Annotated in this window: 19 protein-coding genes; all 19 read left to right on the top strand. The window is 38.0% G+C overall.

Annotated elements, in window-relative coordinates; genetic code table 11:
* Positions 1-4: 4 nt before the first annotated feature.
* The 19 genes from rnpM to BJK46_RS04180 all read left to right on the top strand — a co-directional run bounded on the left by rnpM (position 5) and on the right by BJK46_RS04180 (position 20,937).
* Positions 5-292 carry an RNase P modulator RnpM gene (gene rnpM / locus BJK46_RS04275; protein ID WP_014614069.1) on the top strand — a complete coding sequence of 96 codons (288 nt, stop codon included), beginning with the start codon at positions 5-7 and terminating at the stop codon, positions 290-292.
* Positions 289-594, top strand: a complete 306-nt coding sequence (locus BJK46_RS04270; RefSeq protein WP_014614068.1) for a YlxQ family RNA-binding protein — start codon at positions 289-291, stop codon at positions 592-594. The genes rnpM and BJK46_RS04270 overlap by 4 nt, the downstream gene beginning before the upstream one ends.
* 16 nt (positions 595-610) lie before the next feature.
* A complete protein-coding gene (gene infB, locus BJK46_RS04265; RefSeq protein WP_014614067.1) occupies positions 611-2,749 on the top strand; it encodes a translation initiation factor IF-2 in 2,139 nt (712 codons plus the stop codon).
* Positions 2,750-2,963: 214 nt separating this feature from the next.
* Positions 2,964-3,203, top strand: coding sequence for a hypothetical protein (locus tag BJK46_RS04260; RefSeq protein ID WP_014614066.1), 240 nt, complete (start codon positions 2,964-2,966; stop codon positions 3,201-3,203).
* Positions 3,204-3,947: 744 nt separating this feature from the next.
* The gene (gene rbfA, locus BJK46_RS04255; protein WP_014614065.1) at positions 3,948-4,292 is read left to right on the top strand and encodes a 30S ribosome-binding factor RbfA; all 345 of its coding nucleotides are present in this window, start codon (positions 3,948-3,950) and stop codon (positions 4,290-4,292) included.
* 84 nt (positions 4,293-4,376) lie between these two features.
* Positions 4,377-5,294, top strand: coding sequence for a tRNA pseudouridine(55) synthase TruB (gene truB / locus BJK46_RS04250; RefSeq protein WP_014614064.1), 918 nt, complete (start codon positions 4,377-4,379; stop codon positions 5,292-5,294).
* Between the two features lie 14 nt (positions 5,295-5,308).
* Positions 5,309-6,280 carry a bifunctional riboflavin kinase/FAD synthetase gene (locus BJK46_RS04245; protein ID WP_014614063.1) on the top strand — a complete coding sequence of 324 codons (972 nt, stop codon included), beginning with the start codon at positions 5,309-5,311 and terminating at the stop codon, positions 6,278-6,280.
* A gap of 100 nt (positions 6,281-6,380) precedes the next feature.
* Entirely contained in the window at positions 6,381-6,650 is a 270-nt protein-coding gene (gene rpsO / locus BJK46_RS04240; protein ID WP_014614062.1) for a 30S ribosomal protein S15, read from the top strand.
* Positions 6,651-6,808: 158 nt separating this feature from the next.
* Positions 6,809-8,902 (top strand): polyribonucleotide nucleotidyltransferase, encoded by a 2,094-nt coding sequence (pnp, locus tag BJK46_RS04235; protein ID WP_015729052.1) that lies wholly within the window; start codon positions 6,809-6,811, stop codon positions 8,900-8,902.
* 509 nt (positions 8,903-9,411) lie between these two features.
* Complete coding sequence (gene rnjB / locus BJK46_RS04225; protein WP_014614059.1) at positions 9,412-11,085, top strand: ribonuclease J2; 1,674 nt, start codon at positions 9,412-9,414, stop codon at positions 11,083-11,085.
* Between the two features lie 138 nt (positions 11,086-11,223).
* Positions 11,224-13,587 carry a DNA translocase FtsK gene (locus tag BJK46_RS04220; protein ID WP_015729054.1) on the top strand — a complete coding sequence of 788 codons (2,364 nt, stop codon included), beginning with the start codon at positions 11,224-11,226 and terminating at the stop codon, positions 13,585-13,587.
* Between the two features lie 5 nt (positions 13,588-13,592).
* A complete protein-coding gene (locus tag BJK46_RS04215; RefSeq protein ID WP_014614057.1) occupies positions 13,593-14,309 on the top strand; it encodes a GntR family transcriptional regulator in 717 nt (238 codons plus the stop codon).
* Between the two features lie 33 nt (positions 14,310-14,342).
* Entirely contained in the window at positions 14,343-15,617 is a 1,275-nt protein-coding gene (gene yfmF, locus BJK46_RS04210) for an EF-P 5-aminopentanol modification-associated protein YfmF (RefSeq protein ID WP_015729055.1), read from the top strand.
* Positions 15,610-16,899 (top strand): EF-P 5-aminopentanol modification-associated protein YfmH, encoded by a 1,290-nt coding sequence (gene yfmH, locus BJK46_RS04205; protein ID WP_015729056.1) that lies wholly within the window; start codon positions 15,610-15,612, stop codon positions 16,897-16,899. Before yfmF ends, yfmH begins: the two co-directional genes overlap by 8 nt.
* Entirely contained in the window at positions 16,896-17,600 is a 705-nt protein-coding gene (gene ymfI, locus BJK46_RS04200; RefSeq protein WP_015729057.1) for an elongation factor P 5-aminopentanone reductase, read from the top strand. The genes yfmH and ymfI overlap by 4 nt, the downstream gene beginning before the upstream one ends.
* A gap of 56 nt (positions 17,601-17,656) precedes the next feature.
* Positions 17,657-18,502, top strand: coding sequence for a DUF3388 domain-containing protein (locus tag BJK46_RS04195; protein WP_014614053.1), 846 nt, complete (start codon positions 17,657-17,659; stop codon positions 18,500-18,502).
* 18 nt (positions 18,503-18,520) lie between these two features.
* A complete protein-coding gene (locus tag BJK46_RS04190) occupies positions 18,521-18,916 on the top strand; it encodes a helix-turn-helix domain-containing protein (RefSeq protein ID WP_014614052.1) in 396 nt (131 codons plus the stop codon).
* Between the two features lie 41 nt (positions 18,917-18,957).
* On the top strand, positions 18,958-19,542 hold the full coding sequence (gene pgsA / locus BJK46_RS04185; protein ID WP_014614051.1) for a CDP-diacylglycerol--glycerol-3-phosphate 3-phosphatidyltransferase: 585 nt from the start codon (positions 18,958-18,960) through the stop codon (positions 19,540-19,542).
* Positions 19,543-19,761: 219 nt separating this feature from the next.
* Entirely contained in the window at positions 19,762-20,937 is a 1,176-nt protein-coding gene (locus BJK46_RS04180) for a CinA family nicotinamide mononucleotide deamidase-related protein (RefSeq protein ID WP_103263435.1), read from the top strand.
* Positions 20,938-21,061 lie beyond the last annotated feature (124 nt).

The raw sequence follows: 21,061 nt of genomic DNA, 5'->3' as shown, positions 1-21,061 counted from the left end.
TTTTATGAAAAAGAAAAAAATTCCTATGCGAAAATGTATTTTATCTAATGAGATGAAACCTAAAAAAGAGATGATTCGTGTTGTCAAAAATAAAGAAGGCGAAATTTCAGCTGACGTAACAGGAAAGATGCCGGGACGCGGGGCTTACGTTTCAAAAGACATCGCTTTAATTGAAAGGGCACAACAGGCGCACAAATTAGAGGATTATTTTAAAGCGTCAGAAGAATCACTTGAACCTGTTTACAAAGAAATTATACGTCTGATCTATAGAGAAGAGATTCCGACAAAATGAATGAACAACAATTTTTAAACTTTTTAGGTTTGGCGATGCGTGCGGGAAAAGTGAAGACAGGCGAATCTGTCATCCTTACTGAAGTGAAAAAGCGTCGTTTAAAACTTGTGCTCATCGCAAGTGACGCGTCTGAGAGTACGAAAAATAATATCATCAATAAATGTAACAGTTATCAAACACCTTATCGCATTGTTAGTAACCGTAACGATTTAGGAGATGCATTAGGTAAAGGTGCACGCGTCAATGTCGGTATTACTGATCAAGGGTTTGCAAAAAAGTTGATGTCAATGATAGATGAATAATGTTAGGAGTGGTTTAATGAGTAAACAAAGAATTTATGAGTATGCCAAAGATTTAAATATTAAAAGTAAAGATGTAATTGATGAGTTAAAGAAAACGGGAATCGAAGTGTCCAACCACATGCAAACTTTAGAAGATGACCAAGTGAAAGCGTTGGATAAAGTATTCAAAAAAAACCAAGCTCCGAAACAACAAAAAGAGCAAAAAAATACTCAATCAAATCACAAAAACCAAAAACAAGGTAAAAACCAAAAACAAGGTAACAACCAAAAACAAGGCAACAATCAGCAACAAAAGGGTAAAAATAACGGCCCTAAACAAAACAAGAAAAACAACAAAGGCAATAAAAACAAAAAGCAAAACAAGAAAAATGCACCACAACAACCAAGTGAACCTAAAGAACTGCCATCAAAAATCACTTACACTGAAGGTATTACAGTGGGTGAATTATCAGACAAACTCGGCGTAGATTCATCAGAAATTATTAAAAAGTTATTCTTGCTTGGCATTATGGCGAACATCAACCAATCTTTAGATATTGAAGCACTTGAATTAGTTGCATCTGATTACGGTGTGGAACTTGAAGAAGAAGTGGTCATTGATGATAACGACTTGTCAATTTATTTTGAAGACGTTGAAGAAGATGAAGACGCGATCGTACGTCCAGCAGTTGTGACTATCATGGGACACGTTGACCATGGTAAAACGACATTGCTTGACTCAATTCGTAATACACGTGTTACTGAAGGAGAAGCAGGCGGTATCACACAACATATCGGTGCTTACCAAATTACGAACAATGGCAAAAAAATCACGTTCTTAGATACGCCAGGACACGCCGCTTTTACAACAATGCGTGCGCGTGGTGCTCAAGTGACGGACATTACCATTTTAGTTGTCGCTGCTGATGATGGTGTGATGCCTCAAACAATTGAAGCAATCAACCATGCGAAAGAAGCAGATGTGCCAATTATCGTTGCAGTCAACAAAATTGATAAACCAACAGCGAACCCTGACCGTGTGATGCAAGAACTAGCGGAATACAATCTCATCCCTGAAGACTGGGGTGGCGATACGATTTTCGTACCACTATCAGCGTTAAGTGGTGAAGGTATTGACGATTTACTTGAAATGCTTATCTTAGTTTCTGAAGTACAAGAATTAAAAGCGAACCCGAATAAAGCAGCAGTCGGTACAGTCATCGAAGCTGAATTAGACAAATCACGTGGTCCTGCCGCTTCATTACTTGTGCAAAACGGTACATTAAATGTCGGCGATGCACTTGTAGTCGGTAACACACATGGTAAAGTCCGAGCAATGGTGAACGACCTCGGTAAACGTATTAAAACTGCAGGTCCATCAACACCAGTTGAAATCACTGGTTTAAGCGACGTACCTCAAGCAGGTGACCGCTTCGTCGTATTCAAAGACGAGAAAAAAGCACGTCGTATCGGTGAAGCACGTGAACAAGAAAATATTATTCAACAACGTCAAGAAAGCAAAAACGTAACATTGGATAACTTGTTCGAACAAATGAAACAAGGTGAAATGAAAGACTTGAATGTCATCATCAAAGGTGACGTACAAGGTTCAGTGGAAGCATTAGCCGCGTCATTAATGAAAATTGATGTTGAGGGCGTAAACGTGCGTATTATTCATACAGCAACAGGTGCAATCAACGAATCTGACGTGACATTAGCACATGCGTCAAACGGTATCATTATCGGCTTTAACGTCCGTCCAGATGCAGGGGCAAAACGTGCAGCAGACGCTGAAAATGTCGATATGCGTTTACACCGTGTCATTTATAACGTGATTGAAGAAATCGAATCCGCAATGAAAGGCATGCTTGATCCTGAATTTGAAGAAAAAGTCATCGGTCAAGCAGAAGTACGTCAAACATTCAAAGTATCGAAAGTCGGTACAATCGCCGGTAGTTATGTCACTGAAGGTAAAATCACACGTGACGCAGGTGTCCGTGTTATCCGTGATGGTGTCGTATTATTTGAAGGCGAATTAGATACATTGAAACGTTTCAAAGACGATGTGAAAGAAGTTGCACAAGGTTACGAATGTGGTATCACAGTAGCGAAATTCAATGATATTAAAGAAGGCGATATTATTGAAGCATTTGTCATGGTAGAAGTAGAAAGATAATGAACTGAATGAAACCTCCTTGAGTCTATGATGGGTTGAAGGAGGTTTTGTTATGTAAAAAATGGCGCATGAATTTTAAATTGTTTTTCATTCACTTGCTTATTGTTGTTACTTTAGCGTTTATATGCACCTTTTAAAAGTAGCAAAAAACTAAAACTTTATTCCTTTAAATTTTAAACTTTTGTATAATAAAGACAAACAAAGGAGGACGTTGATGGAAAAGTTATTAAAAGATTTTTTCATCACTTTTATCATCGGTGTGGCTGGCATATTATTAATGTACTGGATCGGTTACGTGCCACCGAATCCGCGCATATTCAATGTTGTAGATAAGATTACTGTAACGCATTTCTTTGAGAATCGCATTTATGACAATTGGCTCATGATTGCATTTTTATTTGCCCTTGTTGTCACTGTGTTTGATGTAGGGAGTTCAAAGAAAGAGGATAAGTAAATAAAGCGTCAGGATCCGGTAATGACTTTACATATGTAGAATGAGTTAGAAGGTGTAGAAATACATCTGTTTTGATAGTACGTTGCAAAACTGACAAAGATTCGAGACTTGGATATTAAGTGATCCGAGTCTTTTAATGGTTATTGTATATATAAAATTACACTGTGGCCCTCAATATACTTTCAAAATAAATGCAATGCGCGTATAATACATCTATAAAAACATAGGAGCCTATGAGTCATATGTTTTCACCTACAGCTTGCTAAATTTGTAATAGTAGGGGGTGATACATATGGTGACGATAATTATACACTTAGATATATCTATCTGTTTAAGTATCATTGTCTATTTTTTGGTAAGATATCATCATAAAAAGACAAAAAAACAACCCCCGTTACCGCAATTAACGAGGGTACCCTAATAATAGGCTGTAATAGTAAAACATATGTTGAGCTCGAACTCACTTATATGTTGCTATGTTTTTAGCTCCTAATCTACTCTCATAAAGACGGTTAGGAGTTTTTTCTTTTTTTAATCATAGCATGTGCTTGACATAAATACAAGCACCACGCAGGTAGAATTACAATTGACAACAATCAAAAATAATTTCAACCACGTCTTTTGAAAATAAATGAAAACCAATCATCTTTTCTACTCTGTTTCATTGACGCCTCTTCCTACTCTCCTTTATAATGATTTATTGAGGATAACGCTACGATATTTTATCGAAAGGAGGCACTTTTTATGAATATGCGTGCAGAACGTGTTGGCGAACAAATGAAAAAAGAATTAATGGATATTATTAATAACAAATTAAAAGATCCAAGAGTCGGTTTTCTAACGATTACAGATGTACAGCCAACAAACGATTTATCATTAGCAAAGGTTTATTTAACAGTACTTGGTAGTGATAAAGAACGCGAAAATACATTCAAAGGTCTTGAAAAGGCAAAAGGATTCATTAAATCAGAAATTGGTCAGCGTATGCGACTTAGAATTGTCCCTGATTTGCAATTTGAATATGATGAATCGATTGAATATGGCAACCGTATTGAACGATTGATTCAAGATTTAAATCATAATGACTAACAATGTGCGCTAGAGTGCGTGAGATGATCTGCAATTGTGGAGTCCACGTAGTCTAGCTTATTTTATGAAAAGGAGTGTTGGTGGATGTATCATGGTATTTTACCGGTCTATAAAGAACGAGGGTTGACAAGTCACGATGTCGTTTTTAAATTGCGCAAAATTTTAAAGACGAAAAAAGTCGGCCATACCGGGACATTAGATCCTGAAGTAGATGGCGTCCTTCCTATTTGTATCGGTCAAGCGACAAAAGTGAGCGATTATGTGATGGAAATGGGAAAAACGTATCGCGCTGAAGTGACATTAGGTTTTTCAACGACGACAGAGGATCAAACGGGTGACGTCTTGGCACGTGAAATCGTTACGGTTGACCAATTCGATGCCAATCAAGTTGATGCAGTGTTACACTCATTTAAAGGGTGGACGACACAAATTCCACCAATGTATTCGTCTGTGAAAGTAAATGGCAAAAAATTGTATGAATACGCACGCAATGGTGAAACGGTAGAGCGCCCTAAACGTCAAATTCATATTTCGCATATTGCACGGATTTCGGACTTAATTTTTGAAAATGACATCGTACGTTTTTCAATAGAAGTGACTTGTGGCAAAGGGACATATATTCGAACACTCGCAACGGATATTGGTCGAGCACTCCATGTACCAGCGCATATGTCATTGTTGACACGGACGATGAGTGGTGGCTTCAGTTTAGACCAAGCACTCACTTTAGCATTGATTGAACAGTCGCATCATGACGACACACTCCAAAATCAATTATTACCACTTGCATACGGCTTGAAAGGACTTCCATCTTTCCATGTTCAAAATGAAAGTGATAAAATGAAGATAAAGAATGGACAAAAGTTTGCTAAAGGTTATTTTAATGTGCCATTTGAGCAGCAACTTGTCATGGTTGATAGTGACAATGATGATGTATTAGCAATTTATGAAGTGCATCCATCACGACAAGATGAAATTAAACCGAAAAAGGTATTTAATTAAAAGGAGACTTGGTTATGGAAGTTATTGAGATTACACATCCTATTCAAGCTGAACAATATATTCAAGAGGATGTAGCAATGGCGCTTGGCTTTTTCGATGGGCTACACAGAGGGCATCAAGCATTATTTGATGAATTAGATCGTGTGGCAAAGGAAAAGGATCTGAAGAAAGCGGTCATGACTTTTGATCCACATCCGTCAGTCGTTTTAAATCCTAAACAAAAACGCACGACTTATATTACGCCGTTAGATGATAAAATTGAATTATTAGGCGAACAAAATATTGATTATTGTCTTGTTGTGAATTTTTCTTCACGATTTGCGGAAGTGACACCTGATGAATTTGTTCAAGACTATTTAGTGAAAAATCATGCTCGTGTTATTATTGCTGGATTTGATTTTACATTTGGTAAGTATGGTAAAGGGAATATGGCGATGCTTCAAGAATATCAAGCGCAATTTGAAAGTATTACAATTGGTAAGCAAGATTTGAACCGTGAAAAAATTTCAACGACAGCGATTCGTGAAGCATTGAAAACGGGTCATCTTGCGAAGGCGAATGAGCAATTAGGTTACCGTTATCGAATGAAAGGAACCGTCGTGCAAGGTGAAAAGCGCGGCCGTACGATTGGTTTCCCAACAGCGAATATTGAACCAAGTGATGACTATGTTTGGCCAACGCTCGGTGTTTATGCGGTCAGTATGACGATTGGTTCAAGTGATCAAATTTACCGTGGTGTTGCTAACATTGGTGTGAAGCCGACGTTCCACGATGATTTACCTCAAGCTGTCATTGAAGTGAATATTTTTGATTTTACGGAAAACATTTATGGCGAACGTGTTACGATTTATTGGCACCACTACATCCGACCAGAGTTGAAATTCGATGGGATTGACCCACTCGTTGCGCAAATGAACGATGACAAAGCACGTGCCAAACATTTATTAGCGGTTGATTTTGGTGACGATGTATCATATAATGTATAAGTCTAATAAAGATTAGCACACGACCTTTATCTTGGTAGGTTGAAACTCCGACGCCTGACTCAGATAAAGGCACGAAAAATTTAAAGGAGGAAATTGACAAATGGCAATTTCACAAGAACGTAAAAACGAATTAATCAAAGAATACCGTACACACGAAACAGACACTGGTTCACCAGAAGTTCAAATCGCTGTGTTAACTGCAGAAATCACTGCATTAAACGATCACTTACGTATTCACAAAAAAGACCACCATTCACGTCGTGGTTTATTAAAAATGGTAGGACGTCGTCGTCACTTATTAAACTACTTACGTGACAAAGACATCCAACGTTACCGTGAATTAATCAAGTCATTAGGTATCCGTCGTTAATTTTAATCATTGCGCACGTGCTAGTGGCATTACAGGAAGGAGCTGGGACATTTATCGTATCCGGCTCCTTTTTTAACTATTAAAAGATGTTTATGTAAGATATAATTGAAATGTAAAAGGCTACGAAATGTTTAAAGAGGTAGGAGAGGAGATTTATAATGTCTCAAGAAAAGAAGGTTTTTAAGACGGAATGGGCAAACCAGCCGTTAACAATAGAAACAGGACAACTCGCAAAACAAGCGAATGGTGCTGTACTCGTACGCTACGGGGACACAGTTGTTTTGTCTACAGCGACAGCATCAAAAGAACCACGCGATGGCGACTTTTTCCCATTAACTGTCAATTATGAGGAAAAAATGTATGCCGCGGGTAAAATTCCAGGTGGCTTCAAAAAGCGTGAAGGACGTCCAGGTGACGAAGCGACATTGACTGCACGTTTAATCGACCGTCCTATCCGTCCATTATTCCCAGATGGCTATCGTCATGATGTCCAAATCATTAATACTGTATTGAGTGCGGATCCTAACTGTTCACCTGAAATGGCAGCGATGATCGGATCGTCAATGGCGTTAAGTGTATCAGATATTCCATTCCAAGGCCCAATTGCGGGTGTGAATGTAGGCTATGTTGATGGCGAATATGTCATTAACCCGAATTTAGAACAACGCGAAAAGTCACGTCTTGATCTAGAAGTAGCCGGTCATAAAGACGCGGTGAACATGGTTGAAGCGGGTGCGAGTGAAATTACTGAAGCAGAAATGTTAGAAGCAATTTTATTTGGCCATGAAGAAATCAAACGTTTATGTGCATTCCAAGAAGAAATTATTGCGCATTTACAACCTGAAAAACGTGAATTTATTCCTGAAGAGAAAAATCAAACGCTCATCGATTCAGTGACGCAAATGACAAAAGATGAGAATTTAAATGGTGCGATTCAAACGTTCGACAAACAAGAGCGTGACGCGAATCTTGATGCAATTAAAGAACGTATTTTAGCGAACTTTGAAAACGAAGAAGATCCTGAAAATGAAGCATTATTAAAAGAAGTTGGCACAATTATTAATACTTTAATTAAAGATGAAGTACGCCGTTTAATTGCAGATGAAAAAATTCGTCCAGACGGTCGTAAACCTGACGAAATCCGTCCATTATCATCAGAAGTGGGCTTATTACCACGTGCACATGGTTCAGGATTATTTACACGTGGACAAACGCAAGCATTGTCAGTGTTAACGTTAGGCTCTATTTCTGAATATCAAATTATCGATGGTTTAGGTGAAGAAGAGCACAAACGTTTTATGCACCACTACAACTTCCCGAACTTCTCGGTAGGTGAGACAGGTCCAGTACGTGCACCAGGGCGTCGTGAAATTGGTCATGGTGCGTTAGGTGAACGTGCATTAAGATATATTATTCCAGATGAGAAGACGTTCCCTTATACAGTGCGTATCGTAAGTGAAGTGTTAGAGTCTAACGGTTCTTCATCACAAGCGTCTATCTGTGGTTCAACTTTAGCGTTAATGGACGCGGGTGTGCCGATTAAAGCACCAGTTGCAGGGATTGCGATGGGTCTTGTTACGCGCGAAGAAAGCTACACGATTTTAACGGATATTCAAGGTATGGAAGACGCACTGGGTGATATGGACTTCAAAGTTGCAGGTACGACTGAAGGGATTACTGCGATTCAAATGGACATTAAAATCGACGGCTTAACGAAAGAGGTCATTGAAGAAGCGTTAGAACAAGCGCGTAAAGGTCGTTTAGCCATTTTAGAGCATATGATGCAAACGATTGACCAACCAAGAAAAGAATTAAGTGCTTATGCGCCTAAAGTAGAAATCATGCAAATTAAACCTGAAAAAATCCGTGATGTCATCGGACCAGGTGGTAAACAAATCAACGAAATTATTGATGCGACGGGTGTTAAACTTGATATCGAACAAGATGGTACAGTTTTCATCGGTTCAACTGAGCAAGACATGATCAATCAAGCACGTGCATGGATTGAAAGTATCGTGCGTGAAGCAGAAGTCGGTCAAGTGTATGATGCAAAAGTAAAGCGCATTGAAAAATTCGGTGCGTTTGTGGAACTGTTCCCAGGTAAAGATGCATTAGTTCATATTTCACAAATTTCGAACGAACGCATTAACAAAGTGGAAGATGTATTGAACATGGGTGATACACTGAAAGTGAAAGTGACTGAGATTGACAAACAAGGTCGTGTGAACGCTTCTCATAAAGTGTTGCTTTAAAATTAACAAAGCATGACATTTAAATAGATGAACTTAAAAAACAGAAGTAGATGTGACATATGAGCATTGACTTCTGTTTTTTGCATAGTGAGAGACAATTCTAAGGAGTGCGGTATATTTGAGGAAAATAAACATTTTGTCAGGTATAATCATTCTTGTACTATTACTCGGTGGGATTTTGCTGGATTTTTTACACCACTCTGAACTGATTGTGGTGATGTATAACCTGATTGCCTTTGTCATTATGATGTTACTTTTTTTAAATGCATCTCGGAATTGAGGATTGTTTAGAAATAGTTACCAATGCTTAAGACTAATTATAATACGTTGATACATATTTTTTAATGTAGGAGGATCATTTGTAAAGCAACATCAATCATTTATTGTGTATACAAAATCCTCAACCTGTCGTCCGAGAAACACTTTAATAGTGTACAGAGTTTCCATTATCCACTATAATAAAATATGAATGTAAAATGGACGGGCTATATTTATTAGGAGGTAAAATTTTGAATTTAGTAAAGAAGAAAAATAAAGACATACGCATTATCCCTCTCGGTGGCGTAGGAGAAATCGCCAAAAACATGTATATCGTCGAAGTAGATGATGAAATGTTTATGCTTGATGCAGGGTTAAAGTTCCCTGAAGATGAAATGTTAGGGATTGATATCGTTATTCCTGACATCCAATACGTATTAGAAAACAAACATAAATTAAAAGGGATTTTCTTAACACACGGTCATGAACATGCGATTGGTGCAGTTTCATACATTTTAGAACAAGTTGAAGCGCCGGTTTATGGTTCTAAATTAACGATTGGTTTAGTGAAAGAAAACTTAAAAGCACGTCAAATTAATAAGAAAATCCGTTATTATGTGGTCAATAACGAATCTGTCATGCGTTTTAAAGGTGTGAATATTACATTCTTTAATACGACGCACAGTATTCCTGATAGTTTAGGTGTATGTATTCATACGTCATATGGTGCCATCGTTTATACAGGTGAGTTTAAATTCGACCAAAGTTTACACGGTCATTATGCACCTGACATGAAGAAGATGGCTGAATTAGGCGAGGAAGGTGTGTTCGCATTATTAAGTGATTCCACTGAAGCTGAAAAACCAGGCTACAACACACCTGAAAACGTCATTGAAAGTCATATGTTTGATGCGTTTGCGAAGGTGACTGGACGTCTTATCGTGTCATGTTATGCATCGAACTTTATTCGCATTCAACAAGTGTTAAATATCGCAAATAGACTAAATAGAAAAGTATCATTTTTAGGCCGTTCATTAGAAAGTTCATTTAGTATTGCACGTAAGATGGGCTATTTCAACATTCCAAAAGATCTATTAATTCCTATGAGCGAAGTTGAAAATTATCCGAAAAATGAAGTGATTATCATTGCGACAGGGATGCAAGGTGAACCTGTTGAAGCATTAAGCCAAATGGCACGTCAAAAACATAAAATTATGAACATCCAAAAAGGGGATTCTGTATTTCTTGCGATTACCGCTTCAGCCAATATGGAAGTCATTATTGGTAATACTTTGAATGAACTTGTACGTGCGGGTGCCCATATTATACCAAACAACAAAAAAATTCATGCATCAAGTCATGGTTGTATGGAAGAGTTGAAATTAATGCTCAATATGATGAAACCTGAATACTTCATTCCAATTCAAGGTGAGTTTAAGATGCAAATCGCGCATGCAAAACTTGCGAGTGAAGCAGGTGTAAATCCTGAAAAAATCTTCTTAGCTGAAGCAGGCGACGTTATTCATTACGATGGTGAAGATATGAGCTTGAATGAAAAAGTGAATGCAGGGAATGTGCTGATCGATGGTATTGGTGTCGGTGATGTCGGTAATATTGTATTACGTGATCGTCATTTACTTGCAGAAGATGGTATTTTTATCGCTGTCGTTACGCTTGATCCAAAGAACAGAAGAATTGCGGCGGGTCCTGAAATTCAATCAAGAGGCTTTGTTTACGTACGTGAAAGTGAAGCGTTATTGAAAGAAGCTGAGGAGAAAGTCCGTGAAATTGTAGAAGCTGGTTTACAAGAAAAGCGTATTGAATGGTCTGAAATGAAACAAAATATGCGTGATCAAGTGAGTAAATTACTCTTTGAAAGTACACGTAGACGACCAATGATTATTCCAGTGATTTCAGAAATATAGTTTTAAAATCAGTGTGAAGTTCAAACAAGAAAACGAATCTTACTCTTTGAAAGCCACGCCATTTTTAAAGAGGAGATTCGCTTTTTTCATCATACAGGTTAATGACATCATTTTTTAGAAAGTAGAAGGTGACGAAGCATGGCGCAAACCAAGAAACGGAAATCCCAAACGACGCGCAATAGAAAGCGTACTTCGAAAAAGAAACAAAATGATACGCCTATGCGATTTACACTCGTTATTGTGATGGCGATTGTCATCATGTTAGGCGTGTTTCAACTCGGACTCGTTGGAATTGCCATTGATAGCTTTTTTAATTACTTATTTGGTTTAACACGTTATCTTACATACTTTTTACTCTTAATAGCGCTTGGTTTTATCGCATATAACGGCAAATTACCTAAAACGCGTCGATTGACTGGTTCGATTGTCTTACAAATTGCGCTGTTATTTGTTGCGCAATTATACTTCATGGCAACTGGCGGTATGAGAGCGAAACGTGAGCCTGTGTTATCTTATGTGTTCCAAAGTTATGATGCGGCTGAGCATATGCAATTTGGCGGCGGGTTATTCGGTTTTTATTTGATGCATGTGGTGTTGCCACTCATTTCGCTTGCTGGTGTCGTTTTACTTACACTTGTGTTACTCGTTTCAAGTGGCATTTTATTACTGAAAAAGCGCCATCGTGATGTGGCAAAAGTGTGGTTGGAACAATTTAAACAATCAACAGCCTCGTCATATGAAAAGGTGAAGGCACATCAATCTGAACGACGTGTGACAAGAAAAGAAAAAAAAGAACAGAAGCGACTCGAGCGCGAACAACAACGTGCAGCAGAGCCGAAAGATGTGTCGGATTTTCCTGAAGTCGACATTCCAGAAGAGGAACCGACTGATTATCCTTCGATTCCTATTTTCGGTCATCATTCTGTAGAAGTGGATGCACCAAGTCAGCCAGTGCAAAATGAGATGACACCACCGACGCAACCCGATATACCAAAGCGTCATAAAGCTGAGACAGAAACACACAGTGAAGTAGAGAGAAGCGGCTCAGAAGGTAGTATTACTGAAGCGGGTGCAGCAGAAAATCTACAATACGAAATCCCACCACTGTCGCTACTAAAAGAACCGAAACGTCAACAAACGACTTCTAAAACTGAAGTTCAACGTAAAGGAAAGTTACTCGAAACGACATTAAAAAACTTTGGTGTCGATGCGAAAGTGACGCAAATTAAAATTGGACCGGCAGTGACGCAATATGAAGTTCAACCGGCACAAGGTGTTAAAGTAAGTCGTATCGTCAATTTACATAACGATATTGCACTCGCACTTGCCGCTAAAGATATTCGAATTGAAGCGCCTATTCCAGGTAAATCGGCTGTAGGGATTGAAGTGCCTAATCAAAAAGTAGCGATTGTTACGTTAAAAGAAGTATTGGATGAAAAATTCCCAGCTAAAAATAAATTAGAAGTGGCATTAGGTCGAGATATTTCAGGTGAACCGATTACAGCAGAACTGAATAAAATGCCGCACTTATTAGTCGCAGGTTCGACGGGGAGTGGTAAATCAGTTTGTATTAACGGTATCATTACGAGTATTTTGTTGAATGCCAAGCCACATGAAGTCAAGCTCATGATGATTGACCCTAAAATGGTAGAATTAAATGTGTACAACGGTATTCCGCACTTATTAACACCAGTTGTCACAAATCCACATAAAGCTGCACAAGCACTTGAAAAAGTTGTGGCAGAAATGGAAAGACGCTATGATTTATTCCAACATTCTGGTACGCGAAATATCGAAGGGTATAATGACTTTATTACGCGAAAAAATAAAGAGCTTGAAGAAAAAGAGGCGTTATTACCGTATATTGTCGTCATTGTCGATGAGTTAGCTGACTTAATGATGGTAGCAGGTAAAGATGTTGAAACTGCCATTACACGTATTACACAAATGGCACGTGCTGCAGGGATTCATTTGATTATCGCAACACAACGTCCGTCAGTCGATGTCATTACCGGCTTGATTAAAAATAATATCCCATCTCGTATCGCATTTGCGGTGAGTTCGCAAACAGACTCTCGTACAATCATTGATAGTGGTGGTGCTGAGAAACTGTTAGGTAAAGGGGACATGCTCTTTATTAAAAATGGCGGTTCGACGAGAACACGTGTCCAAGGTGCCTTTTTAAGTGACCAAGAAGTACAAACGATCGTTGATTACGTCGTGGCACAACAAAAAGCGAACTATGTAAAAGAGATGGAACCAGATGCGGTAACAGAAGGTAGTACAGCAAGCGAAAGTGATGATCCGCTTTACAAAGAAGCTTATTTATTCGTACTTGAACAACAAAAGGCGAGTACGTCACTGCTTCAACGCCAGTTTAGAATTGGTTATAATCGTGCATCAAGAATTATGGATGATTTAGAACGTAATCAAGTGATTGGCCCGCAAAAAGGTAGTAAACCGAGACAGATTTTAGTTGATTTAAATGGTGGAGAGGTGTAACGCATATGTCTGTAAATCCTGATGTGAATATTGTAAAAGAATGGATTCTTAAAGAAATAGAGGCAGAAAACATTAAACCTGGCGAATCGTTACCAGGTTTATTGGCCATTGCACGTCAACTCGATGTCACAACGGATAATGTACAAGTAGCCATTCATGAGCTTGTGACCGAACAAATTATTACACAAAATTTTGAAGAGGGTGCACGTGTTAAAATTCCGCAACCGTTTTTCTACCCTTTAGATGAATTGATGAGCATTGGCCGGATGATTTCTGATAAAGGTTATGAAAGCGGAACGGTATTTTTAAGTCTTGATGAAGAAATCGCTTCTCTCGACGACTGTAAAGTGATGCAATTAGAACCGAATTCACCGATTACAGTGATTGAACGTATACGCACAGCTAATAGTCAGCCTGTTGTATATTGTTTGGATAAGGTGACAACAAACGTATTGGCTCATTTTGGGACACATAATCAACAAACGTCCATTTTAAAAGCGATTGAAGCTGAGAGTCACCAAACGATTGCTTATGCTGAAACTGAAATGGAAGCCATTAGTTATGAACCTTATATTTCAGACGCACTAGAAGCTGACCCCCAAGACGGGCTCATGTTATTGAGACAAGTCCATTACACAGAAGATGGCACGCCGATACTCTATTCTTTAAATTATTTTAAAAGTAGCCTAGTGAAGTTTCGAACAATTCGAAAACGTCTATAACTATATCAAAACCATTGTTAAAGGAGGAGTTGCATGAAACAACTTCAAGATTACCCGGATCAACGTATATCCGTTTTATCAACAAACAAATTTAAAACGACGACGATGACATTTAAATTCATGGCCCCATTAGATAAAAAAACGATGACTCAACGTTCTTTGTTAAGTAAATTACTCGTCCGTGCCACACAACAATTTCCAACAGATAAAGTATTCAATCAATATCTCTCTGAATTGTATGGTGCTTATGTTAATAGTTACGTGTCGAAGTACAAAGACCGCCACGTCATTACTGTTACACTTGAAATTGTAAATGAACGTTATTTGTTAGATGATGAATCATTGTTTGACAAAGGGATCGCATTATTAAAAGAGGTCATTCTGAATCCACTTGTTAAAAATGGTGCCTTTGATGAAACGTTTGTTGCACAAGAGAAAAGTTTATTGAAGAAAAAACTGACAGCGATTGAAGATAATAAATCACAAATTGCGTATTTACGTTTACTTAAGCATATGTTTGGTGAGCATCCTTACCGTTATATGGCAGCAGGCGACCTAGATGAAATTGATAGCATTACAGCGACAGACTTATATGATACATATCGTTCGATGTTAAATGATGACTACTGTTCAGTATACGTGGTAGGCAATGTTGAGGAAGAAGCTACAATTCAACATATACAATCAGAATTTAATATTCAACCTTTTACATATCAAGCGACACAATTCGGTCAACATATTCAGCATGATGCACCTGTTAATGAAGTGATTGAACAAGACAGTGTAGATCAGGCAAAATTAAACATGGGTTTTCGTTTTCCTACCCAATATGGTGAAAAAGATTTTTATGCATTTCTTGTGTTCAATATGATGTTTGGTGGAGATCCTTCATCAGTGTTATTCAATGAAGTCCGAGAACAAAAGAGTCTTGCTTACTCAATTCATTCACAAATTGATGGCAAAAATGGTTTCCTATTCGTCATGAGCGGCGTTTCAGCCAAAGATTACCAATTAGCCAAAGAAACGATTATTGAGGCATTTAACCGTTTTAAATCAGGTGACTTTACAGAGGACAAAATGGCATTAGCGAAGAAAATCATTTTATCGGGACGTAAGGAATCGAAAGACCGTCCGAAAAATATGATTGAAATGATGCATAATCAATTGTTGCTCGAAGTTCCAGAAACGGATGACCAATATGAAGCACGTATACAAGCCGTTAAACATGAAGACATTCAACGTCTCTGTCAAAATGCGCATCTTGATACGATTTATATTTTGACAAAGGAGGATGATACAGATGAATAAAACATACTATCAACAAATTGATGAAACGGTCTATCATTCTACTTTGGCGAACGGCTTGAACATGTTCATTATTCCAAAGAAGGATTTTCAAAAAACGTTTGTGACATATACAACGCAGTTTGGTTCATTAGACCATCGTTTTAAACCACATGGTGCAGATGAATTCGTTTCAGTCCCAGATGGTGTTGCTCATTTCTTAGAGCACAAGTTGTTTGAAAAGGAAGAAGGCGACTTATTTACAGAATTTGCCGAACATGATGCGCAAGTGAACGCATTTACAAGCTTCGACCGTACGAGTTATTTATTTAGCGCAACAAACCATATTGACGACAACATTTTACGTTTATTAAAAATGGTAGAGTCACCTTATTTTTCAGAAGCATCAGTAGAAAAAGAAAAAGGCATTATTGCAGAAGAAATTAAAATGTATCAAGAGCAGCCGGGATACCGTTTGATGTTTAATACGTTACGTGCGATGTATCAAGATCATCCCGTACGTGTCGATATTGCAGGGTCAGTTGAGAGCATTTATGAAATTACGAAAGACGATTTATATTTATGCTATGAAACGTTTTACCACCCTTCTAATATGGTGCTATTTGTTGTTGGTGATGTTGATCCTGAGCATATTGAAAATTTAGTTCGTACACATGAAGATGCACGCGGAATCGTGGCACAACCAGAGATTGAACGTGATCCACTCAATGAACCTATCGAAGTGATTGAGCACCAAGTCGTTGAATCGATGGCCCTTCAATCGCCAAGAATCATGCTCGGCTTGAAACATCCGGTCTATGATTTGTCTCGCCGTCAAGGTGTCAAAGAAGATATCGAAATGTCATTTTTCTTTGAGATGATCTATGGTGAAGAAACGAATTTTTATCAGTCGTTATTGAGCCAAGATTTAATTGATGATACGTTCAGCTATCAAACAGTCATTGAGCCGACATACAGTTTTTCATTAATCACATCGGCAACGACAGAACCTGAAGAGTTAAAAACGTTACTATTAGACGAATTACGTGCACGAATCGGTACCTTAGATGACCAACACGCGTTCGATTTGTTAAAACGTCAATTTATTGGTGAATATATCTCGAGCTTAAATGCACCAGAATATATCGCGAATCAATCCACGAAGTTTTATTTTGATGGTGTGAGTTTATTTGAATTATTGAATGTGATCGATAGTATTACGTTAGATACGATGAATGAAACCGTTCGCCGTCGTATCGATATGAATGCACTTGTCGATAGTCGTTTGGAGATTAAAAAGCCATGAAAGCAATCGTCATCGGTGGTTCTGGAACAATAGGTCGTGCAATAACGCATGATCTTCTTTCAAATGGTTATGAAGTGATTGTGACATATCATCACACTCCGTTAGCAACTTTGATGGATGAATTTCAAGGGCAACCTGTGCAATTTGTGCAACTGGATTTGTCTCAACCTGTAAAACTCGAGGAAAAATTAGGTTTTGTGCGCAATTTAGATGCACTCATTTATGCGAGTGGTCATAGTTTATTTGGCATGCTACAAGATATGACAGATACCGATATTCATGAAGCGTATCAAGTCCATGTTTTTCATTTCATTAAAATGACACAATATTTTGTTAGCCAACTCATTCAAAGTCCACACGGCAGAATTGTAGCGATTTCGTCTATTTGGGGTGAAACGGGGGCTAGCTTTGAAACGATTTATTCTAGTATGAAAGCGGCACAAATTGGTTTTGTAAAATCGTTGGCCAAAGAATTAGCTCGTACATCAGTGACCGTCAATGCGATTGCCCCTGGTGTCGTCGCGGGTTCAATGACGGATGGTCTCGATCATGCAGCACGTACAGCATTGTTAGAGGAAGTGCCTCAAAATCGTTGGGTTGACCCAAATGAAATTGCACACGCCACGCGCTTTTTATTATCGCCATTATCGCAAAGTGTAACCGGTACAGTTCAACGTATCAATGGTGGTTGGTATTGCTAGTTTGATATAATGGGGATTAAAGATAAAAGCCACTGTTGACATTAAGGGGGATTTTAATGATTACACGAGAAAAACGCGAATGGTACTTAGAATATCAAATTAATGTGAATCGTGCAGGGTTATTAGGTGACGTTTCGAGTTTATTAGGGATGATGGGCATAAATATCGGAACGATTAACGGTATCGATCAGTCCATTCGTGCCTTTATTATTAAATCAGATAGCGAAGAAAAGATTAAACGTTTTGAGACATTGTTAAAAGAAATTGATGACATTTCGTTAAGAGTGTTACGCGAGCCTGAATTGAAAGATAGACTTGCAGTAAGACACGGACGATATGTAAAACAAGACGAACATGACAAAAAAATATTCCGTTTTGAAAGAGATGATTTAGGGTTACTCGTTGACTTTATGGCAGAGTTATTTAAAGAAGAAGGACACAAATTGATCGGTATTCGAGGCATGCCACGTGTCGGTAAAACAGAATCTATCGTTGCGGGCAGTGTTTCAGCGCATAAAAAATGGTTGTTTATCAGTTCGACACTTATTAAACAAACGGTGCGAAGTTCTTTAATTAAAGGTGAATACGATAAAGATCATGTGTACATTATCGATGGTGCTGTGACAGCAAGAGAAACGAATCCGAAACATCAGGAACTCGTGAAAGAAGTCATGACCTTACCATCTGTCAAAGTAGTGGAACATCCGGATTTATTTGTTGAAGCGAGTGACTATATTATGGATGATTTTGATTATATTATCGAATTGCGTGCCGAAGAAAACCAAGAAATTGAATATGAAGAAATGAAAAAGAAAACAGTCAGAAGTAAAAATAATTTAGATTTTGGTGATACTTTTGGTGGCTTTGGTGACGGTTTTGGTGATGGATTCGGTTCATTGTAACGATGGAGGGAATAACAGATGCGGACCATTGGAGAAGTATTACAAAGCAAAAGAGAACGTTTAGGTATGACGTTAACTGAACTAGAAAAAAGAACGCAAATTCAACGAGAGACCCTCGTGGATATCGAACAAAATCGTTTTGATCAGTTCAAACATCCGAACCACATTCGTGGGTTTATTCAAAAATATGCACAATCTGTCAATATCGATGGACGTATACTCATGGAAAAACATCATGAAGAACTCCCTGCAGTCCAACATCAAGCCCACGTGATATTAGAACAAATCGCCCAGCAAAAAGAGGTGCTAACTTTTACACAAACAGATCAACAACCTAAAAAAGTGGCGATTTTAATCGGTTTATTGACAGCTGTTACAGCGGTACTTTGGGTGCTCATGACCCTTATGTTATAATAAGCGTATCAGATATAGATTGAGTGAAAAGAGGAGCAAACATGAATATACCGAATCAGATTACCGTCTTTCGTGTTATTTTAATCCCTATTTTTATGTTATTTGCACTTGTAGATTTTGGGATGGGGCAAGTGACATTTTTGGGAGGACAGCCGATTCGTATTGAATTTTTAATTAGTGGAATCATCTTTATTTTGGCGTCGTTAAGTGACTTTTTAGATGGTTATTTAGCACGTAAATGGCAAATTGTTACGAATATGGGGAAATTTTTAGACCCACTTGCAGACAAACTACTCGTTTCTGCTGCACTGATTGTTCTCGTCGAACTTGGTTTAACGAATTCAGTCGTTGCAGTCATTATTATTGCCCGTGAATTTGCAGTGACAGGATTACGTTTATTGCAAATTGAACAAGGTTTTGTCAGTGCTGCGGGTCAATTAGGCAAGATTAAAACGGCAGTGACGATGGTTGCATTGATTTTAATTTTATTAGGAGAACCTTTCAGCCAGTGGATTGGTTTCAGCTTAGGACAGGTGTTATTATACATCGGTGTCTTTTTCACAGTACTTTCTGGTATTGAGTATTTTTACAAAGGCCGCGACGTATTTTTACAAGATAAAAAATAAGCAATGCACCTATTTAAAAATGATGATGACAATGAAGCAACCATCATTTTTTGTAACAATATTTCATTGATTAATAACAAACATGAATGGCTAGGGTCAGTTTCCTAGTCATTTTTTATTCTTTTTAGCGTTTTTCTTTTTTATAAAATAGTGATGTAAGATAAAATGAAATGTAATGAATACGACAATCCACACGAACGAGATATGGGAGACGAAAATATGAAAGTATGTATTATCGCAGTGGGATCAGAACTGCTACTAGGCCAAATTGTGAATACGAATGCGCAATTCGTATCGCAAAAATTTAATGAAGTGGGACATCATGTGTTAGAACATATTGTAGTTGGAGATAATGCGCAACGTCTTGAAAATGTGACAAGACGTGCTTTACAACAATATGATGTGCTCATATTTACAGGGGGACTTGGTCCGACGAAAGATGATTTAACGAAACAAACAGTAGCAGAAGTGTTGAACAAAGACCTTGTCATGAATCAAGAAGCAATGGATTATATAGAAGATTACTTCAAACAACATGGTAAAGTTATGACACCGAACAATAAACAACAGGCTTTAGTCATTGAAGGTGCAGAAGTTTTAGCAAATCAAGTTGGCATGGCGCCAGGTATTTACGTTCGGCATGACAATCAACATATCGTGATGTTGCCTGGACCACCTAAAGAACTTCAGCCAATGGTCGAAAATGAATTGATGCCACACTTCTCTCAAGGTGGTCAAACGATTGAATCAGAAGTTTTACGTTTTTGCGGTATTGGCGAATCACAAGTTGAAACGGAACTGATGGACTTGATTGATGCACAGTCCAACCCGACGATTGCGCCATTAGCAGGAACGCATGAAGTGACAATTCGTCTTACAGCAAGTGGTGAGAGTAAGGAAGTAACAAAGCAGTTGATTGCACCGATAAAACAAGAAATATTAAAACGTATCGGATTGTATTACTATGGCTCGGATGACATGACTCCTGAGCGTGCGGTTTTACAATTACAACATCAAACGTTTACGGTATATGACCAAGTGACAGATGGGTTATTACATGCCCGTTTGAAGCAAGAAGATTCACAACATTTATTGAAAGGGTATATGCTACATCACCCGCAATTTTTAGATGCATCTGTTGCAATTGAAGATCAGCTCTATTCAGCGGCGTTGTTTGTGCAAGCACTTTATGACAGCGAACAGGCCATCAGCATACTGTCACAAGATAACACAGTTTATATTGGATTATTAGCTGGCGATTCATTTCAAGTTAAAACTATTAAAATGACGCAAATGAGGCATCTGCAACGTGACAGAAGTCAAAATTATATTTTAATTACGTGGTTAAATTGGTTAAAATATCCTGAAAACCAGTCATTAATTGATCAAATATAAGTACATGCGTTCTATTTTGGAGAAAATGCAGTCCAAAAATAACGAACAAACATTCGCAAAACACTTGTAATTTGATTTAATACCATGTATAGTAGAGTTAAATTAAAAGGAAATTTCGATCAAG

Source organism: Staphylococcus pseudintermedius, assembly GCF_001792775.2.
Lineage (GTDB): Bacteria > Bacillota > Bacilli > Staphylococcales > Staphylococcaceae > Staphylococcus > Staphylococcus pseudintermedius.
This window is presented reverse-complemented; position numbering and strand designations above follow the sequence as displayed.

What these genes read in the sequence shown, in the direction of transcription:
- rnpM (WP_014614069.1), top strand. Translation starts at nt 5, where the DNA reads ATGAAAAAGAAAAAAATTCCTATGCGAAAATGTATTTTATCTAATGAG.
- BJK46_RS04270 (WP_014614068.1), top strand. Translation starts at nt 289, where the DNA reads ATGAATGAACAACAATTTTTAAACTTTTTAGGTTTGGCGATGCGTGCG.
- infB (WP_014614067.1), top strand. Translation starts at nt 611, where the DNA reads ATGAGTAAACAAAGAATTTATGAGTATGCCAAAGATTTAAATATTAAA.
- BJK46_RS04260 (WP_014614066.1), top strand. Translation starts at nt 2,964, where the DNA reads ATGGAAAAGTTATTAAAAGATTTTTTCATCACTTTTATCATCGGTGTG.
- rbfA (WP_014614065.1), top strand. Translation starts at nt 3,948, where the DNA reads ATGAATATGCGTGCAGAACGTGTTGGCGAACAAATGAAAAAAGAATTA.
- truB (WP_014614064.1), top strand. Translation starts at nt 4,377, where the DNA reads ATGTATCATGGTATTTTACCGGTCTATAAAGAACGAGGGTTGACAAGT.
- BJK46_RS04245 (WP_014614063.1), top strand. Translation starts at nt 5,309, where the DNA reads ATGGAAGTTATTGAGATTACACATCCTATTCAAGCTGAACAATATATT.
- rpsO (WP_014614062.1), top strand. Translation starts at nt 6,381, where the DNA reads ATGGCAATTTCACAAGAACGTAAAAACGAATTAATCAAAGAATACCGT.
- pnp (WP_015729052.1), top strand. Translation starts at nt 6,809, where the DNA reads ATGTCTCAAGAAAAGAAGGTTTTTAAGACGGAATGGGCAAACCAGCCG.
- BJK46_RS04220 (WP_015729054.1), top strand. Translation starts at nt 11,224, where the DNA reads ATGGCGCAAACCAAGAAACGGAAATCCCAAACGACGCGCAATAGAAAG.
- BJK46_RS04215 (WP_014614057.1), top strand. Translation starts at nt 13,593, where the DNA reads ATGTCTGTAAATCCTGATGTGAATATTGTAAAAGAATGGATTCTTAAA.
- yfmF (WP_015729055.1), top strand. Translation starts at nt 14,343, where the DNA reads ATGAAACAACTTCAAGATTACCCGGATCAACGTATATCCGTTTTATCA.
- yfmH (WP_015729056.1), top strand. Translation starts at nt 15,610, where the DNA reads ATGAATAAAACATACTATCAACAAATTGATGAAACGGTCTATCATTCT.
- ymfI (WP_015729057.1), top strand. Translation starts at nt 16,896, where the DNA reads ATGAAAGCAATCGTCATCGGTGGTTCTGGAACAATAGGTCGTGCAATA.
- BJK46_RS04195 (WP_014614053.1), top strand. Translation starts at nt 17,657, where the DNA reads ATGATTACACGAGAAAAACGCGAATGGTACTTAGAATATCAAATTAAT.
- BJK46_RS04190 (WP_014614052.1), top strand. Translation starts at nt 18,521, where the DNA reads ATGCGGACCATTGGAGAAGTATTACAAAGCAAAAGAGAACGTTTAGGT.
- pgsA (WP_014614051.1), top strand. Translation starts at nt 18,958, where the DNA reads ATGAATATACCGAATCAGATTACCGTCTTTCGTGTTATTTTAATCCCT.
- BJK46_RS04180 (WP_103263435.1), top strand. Translation starts at nt 19,762, where the DNA reads ATGAAAGTATGTATTATCGCAGTGGGATCAGAACTGCTACTAGGCCAA.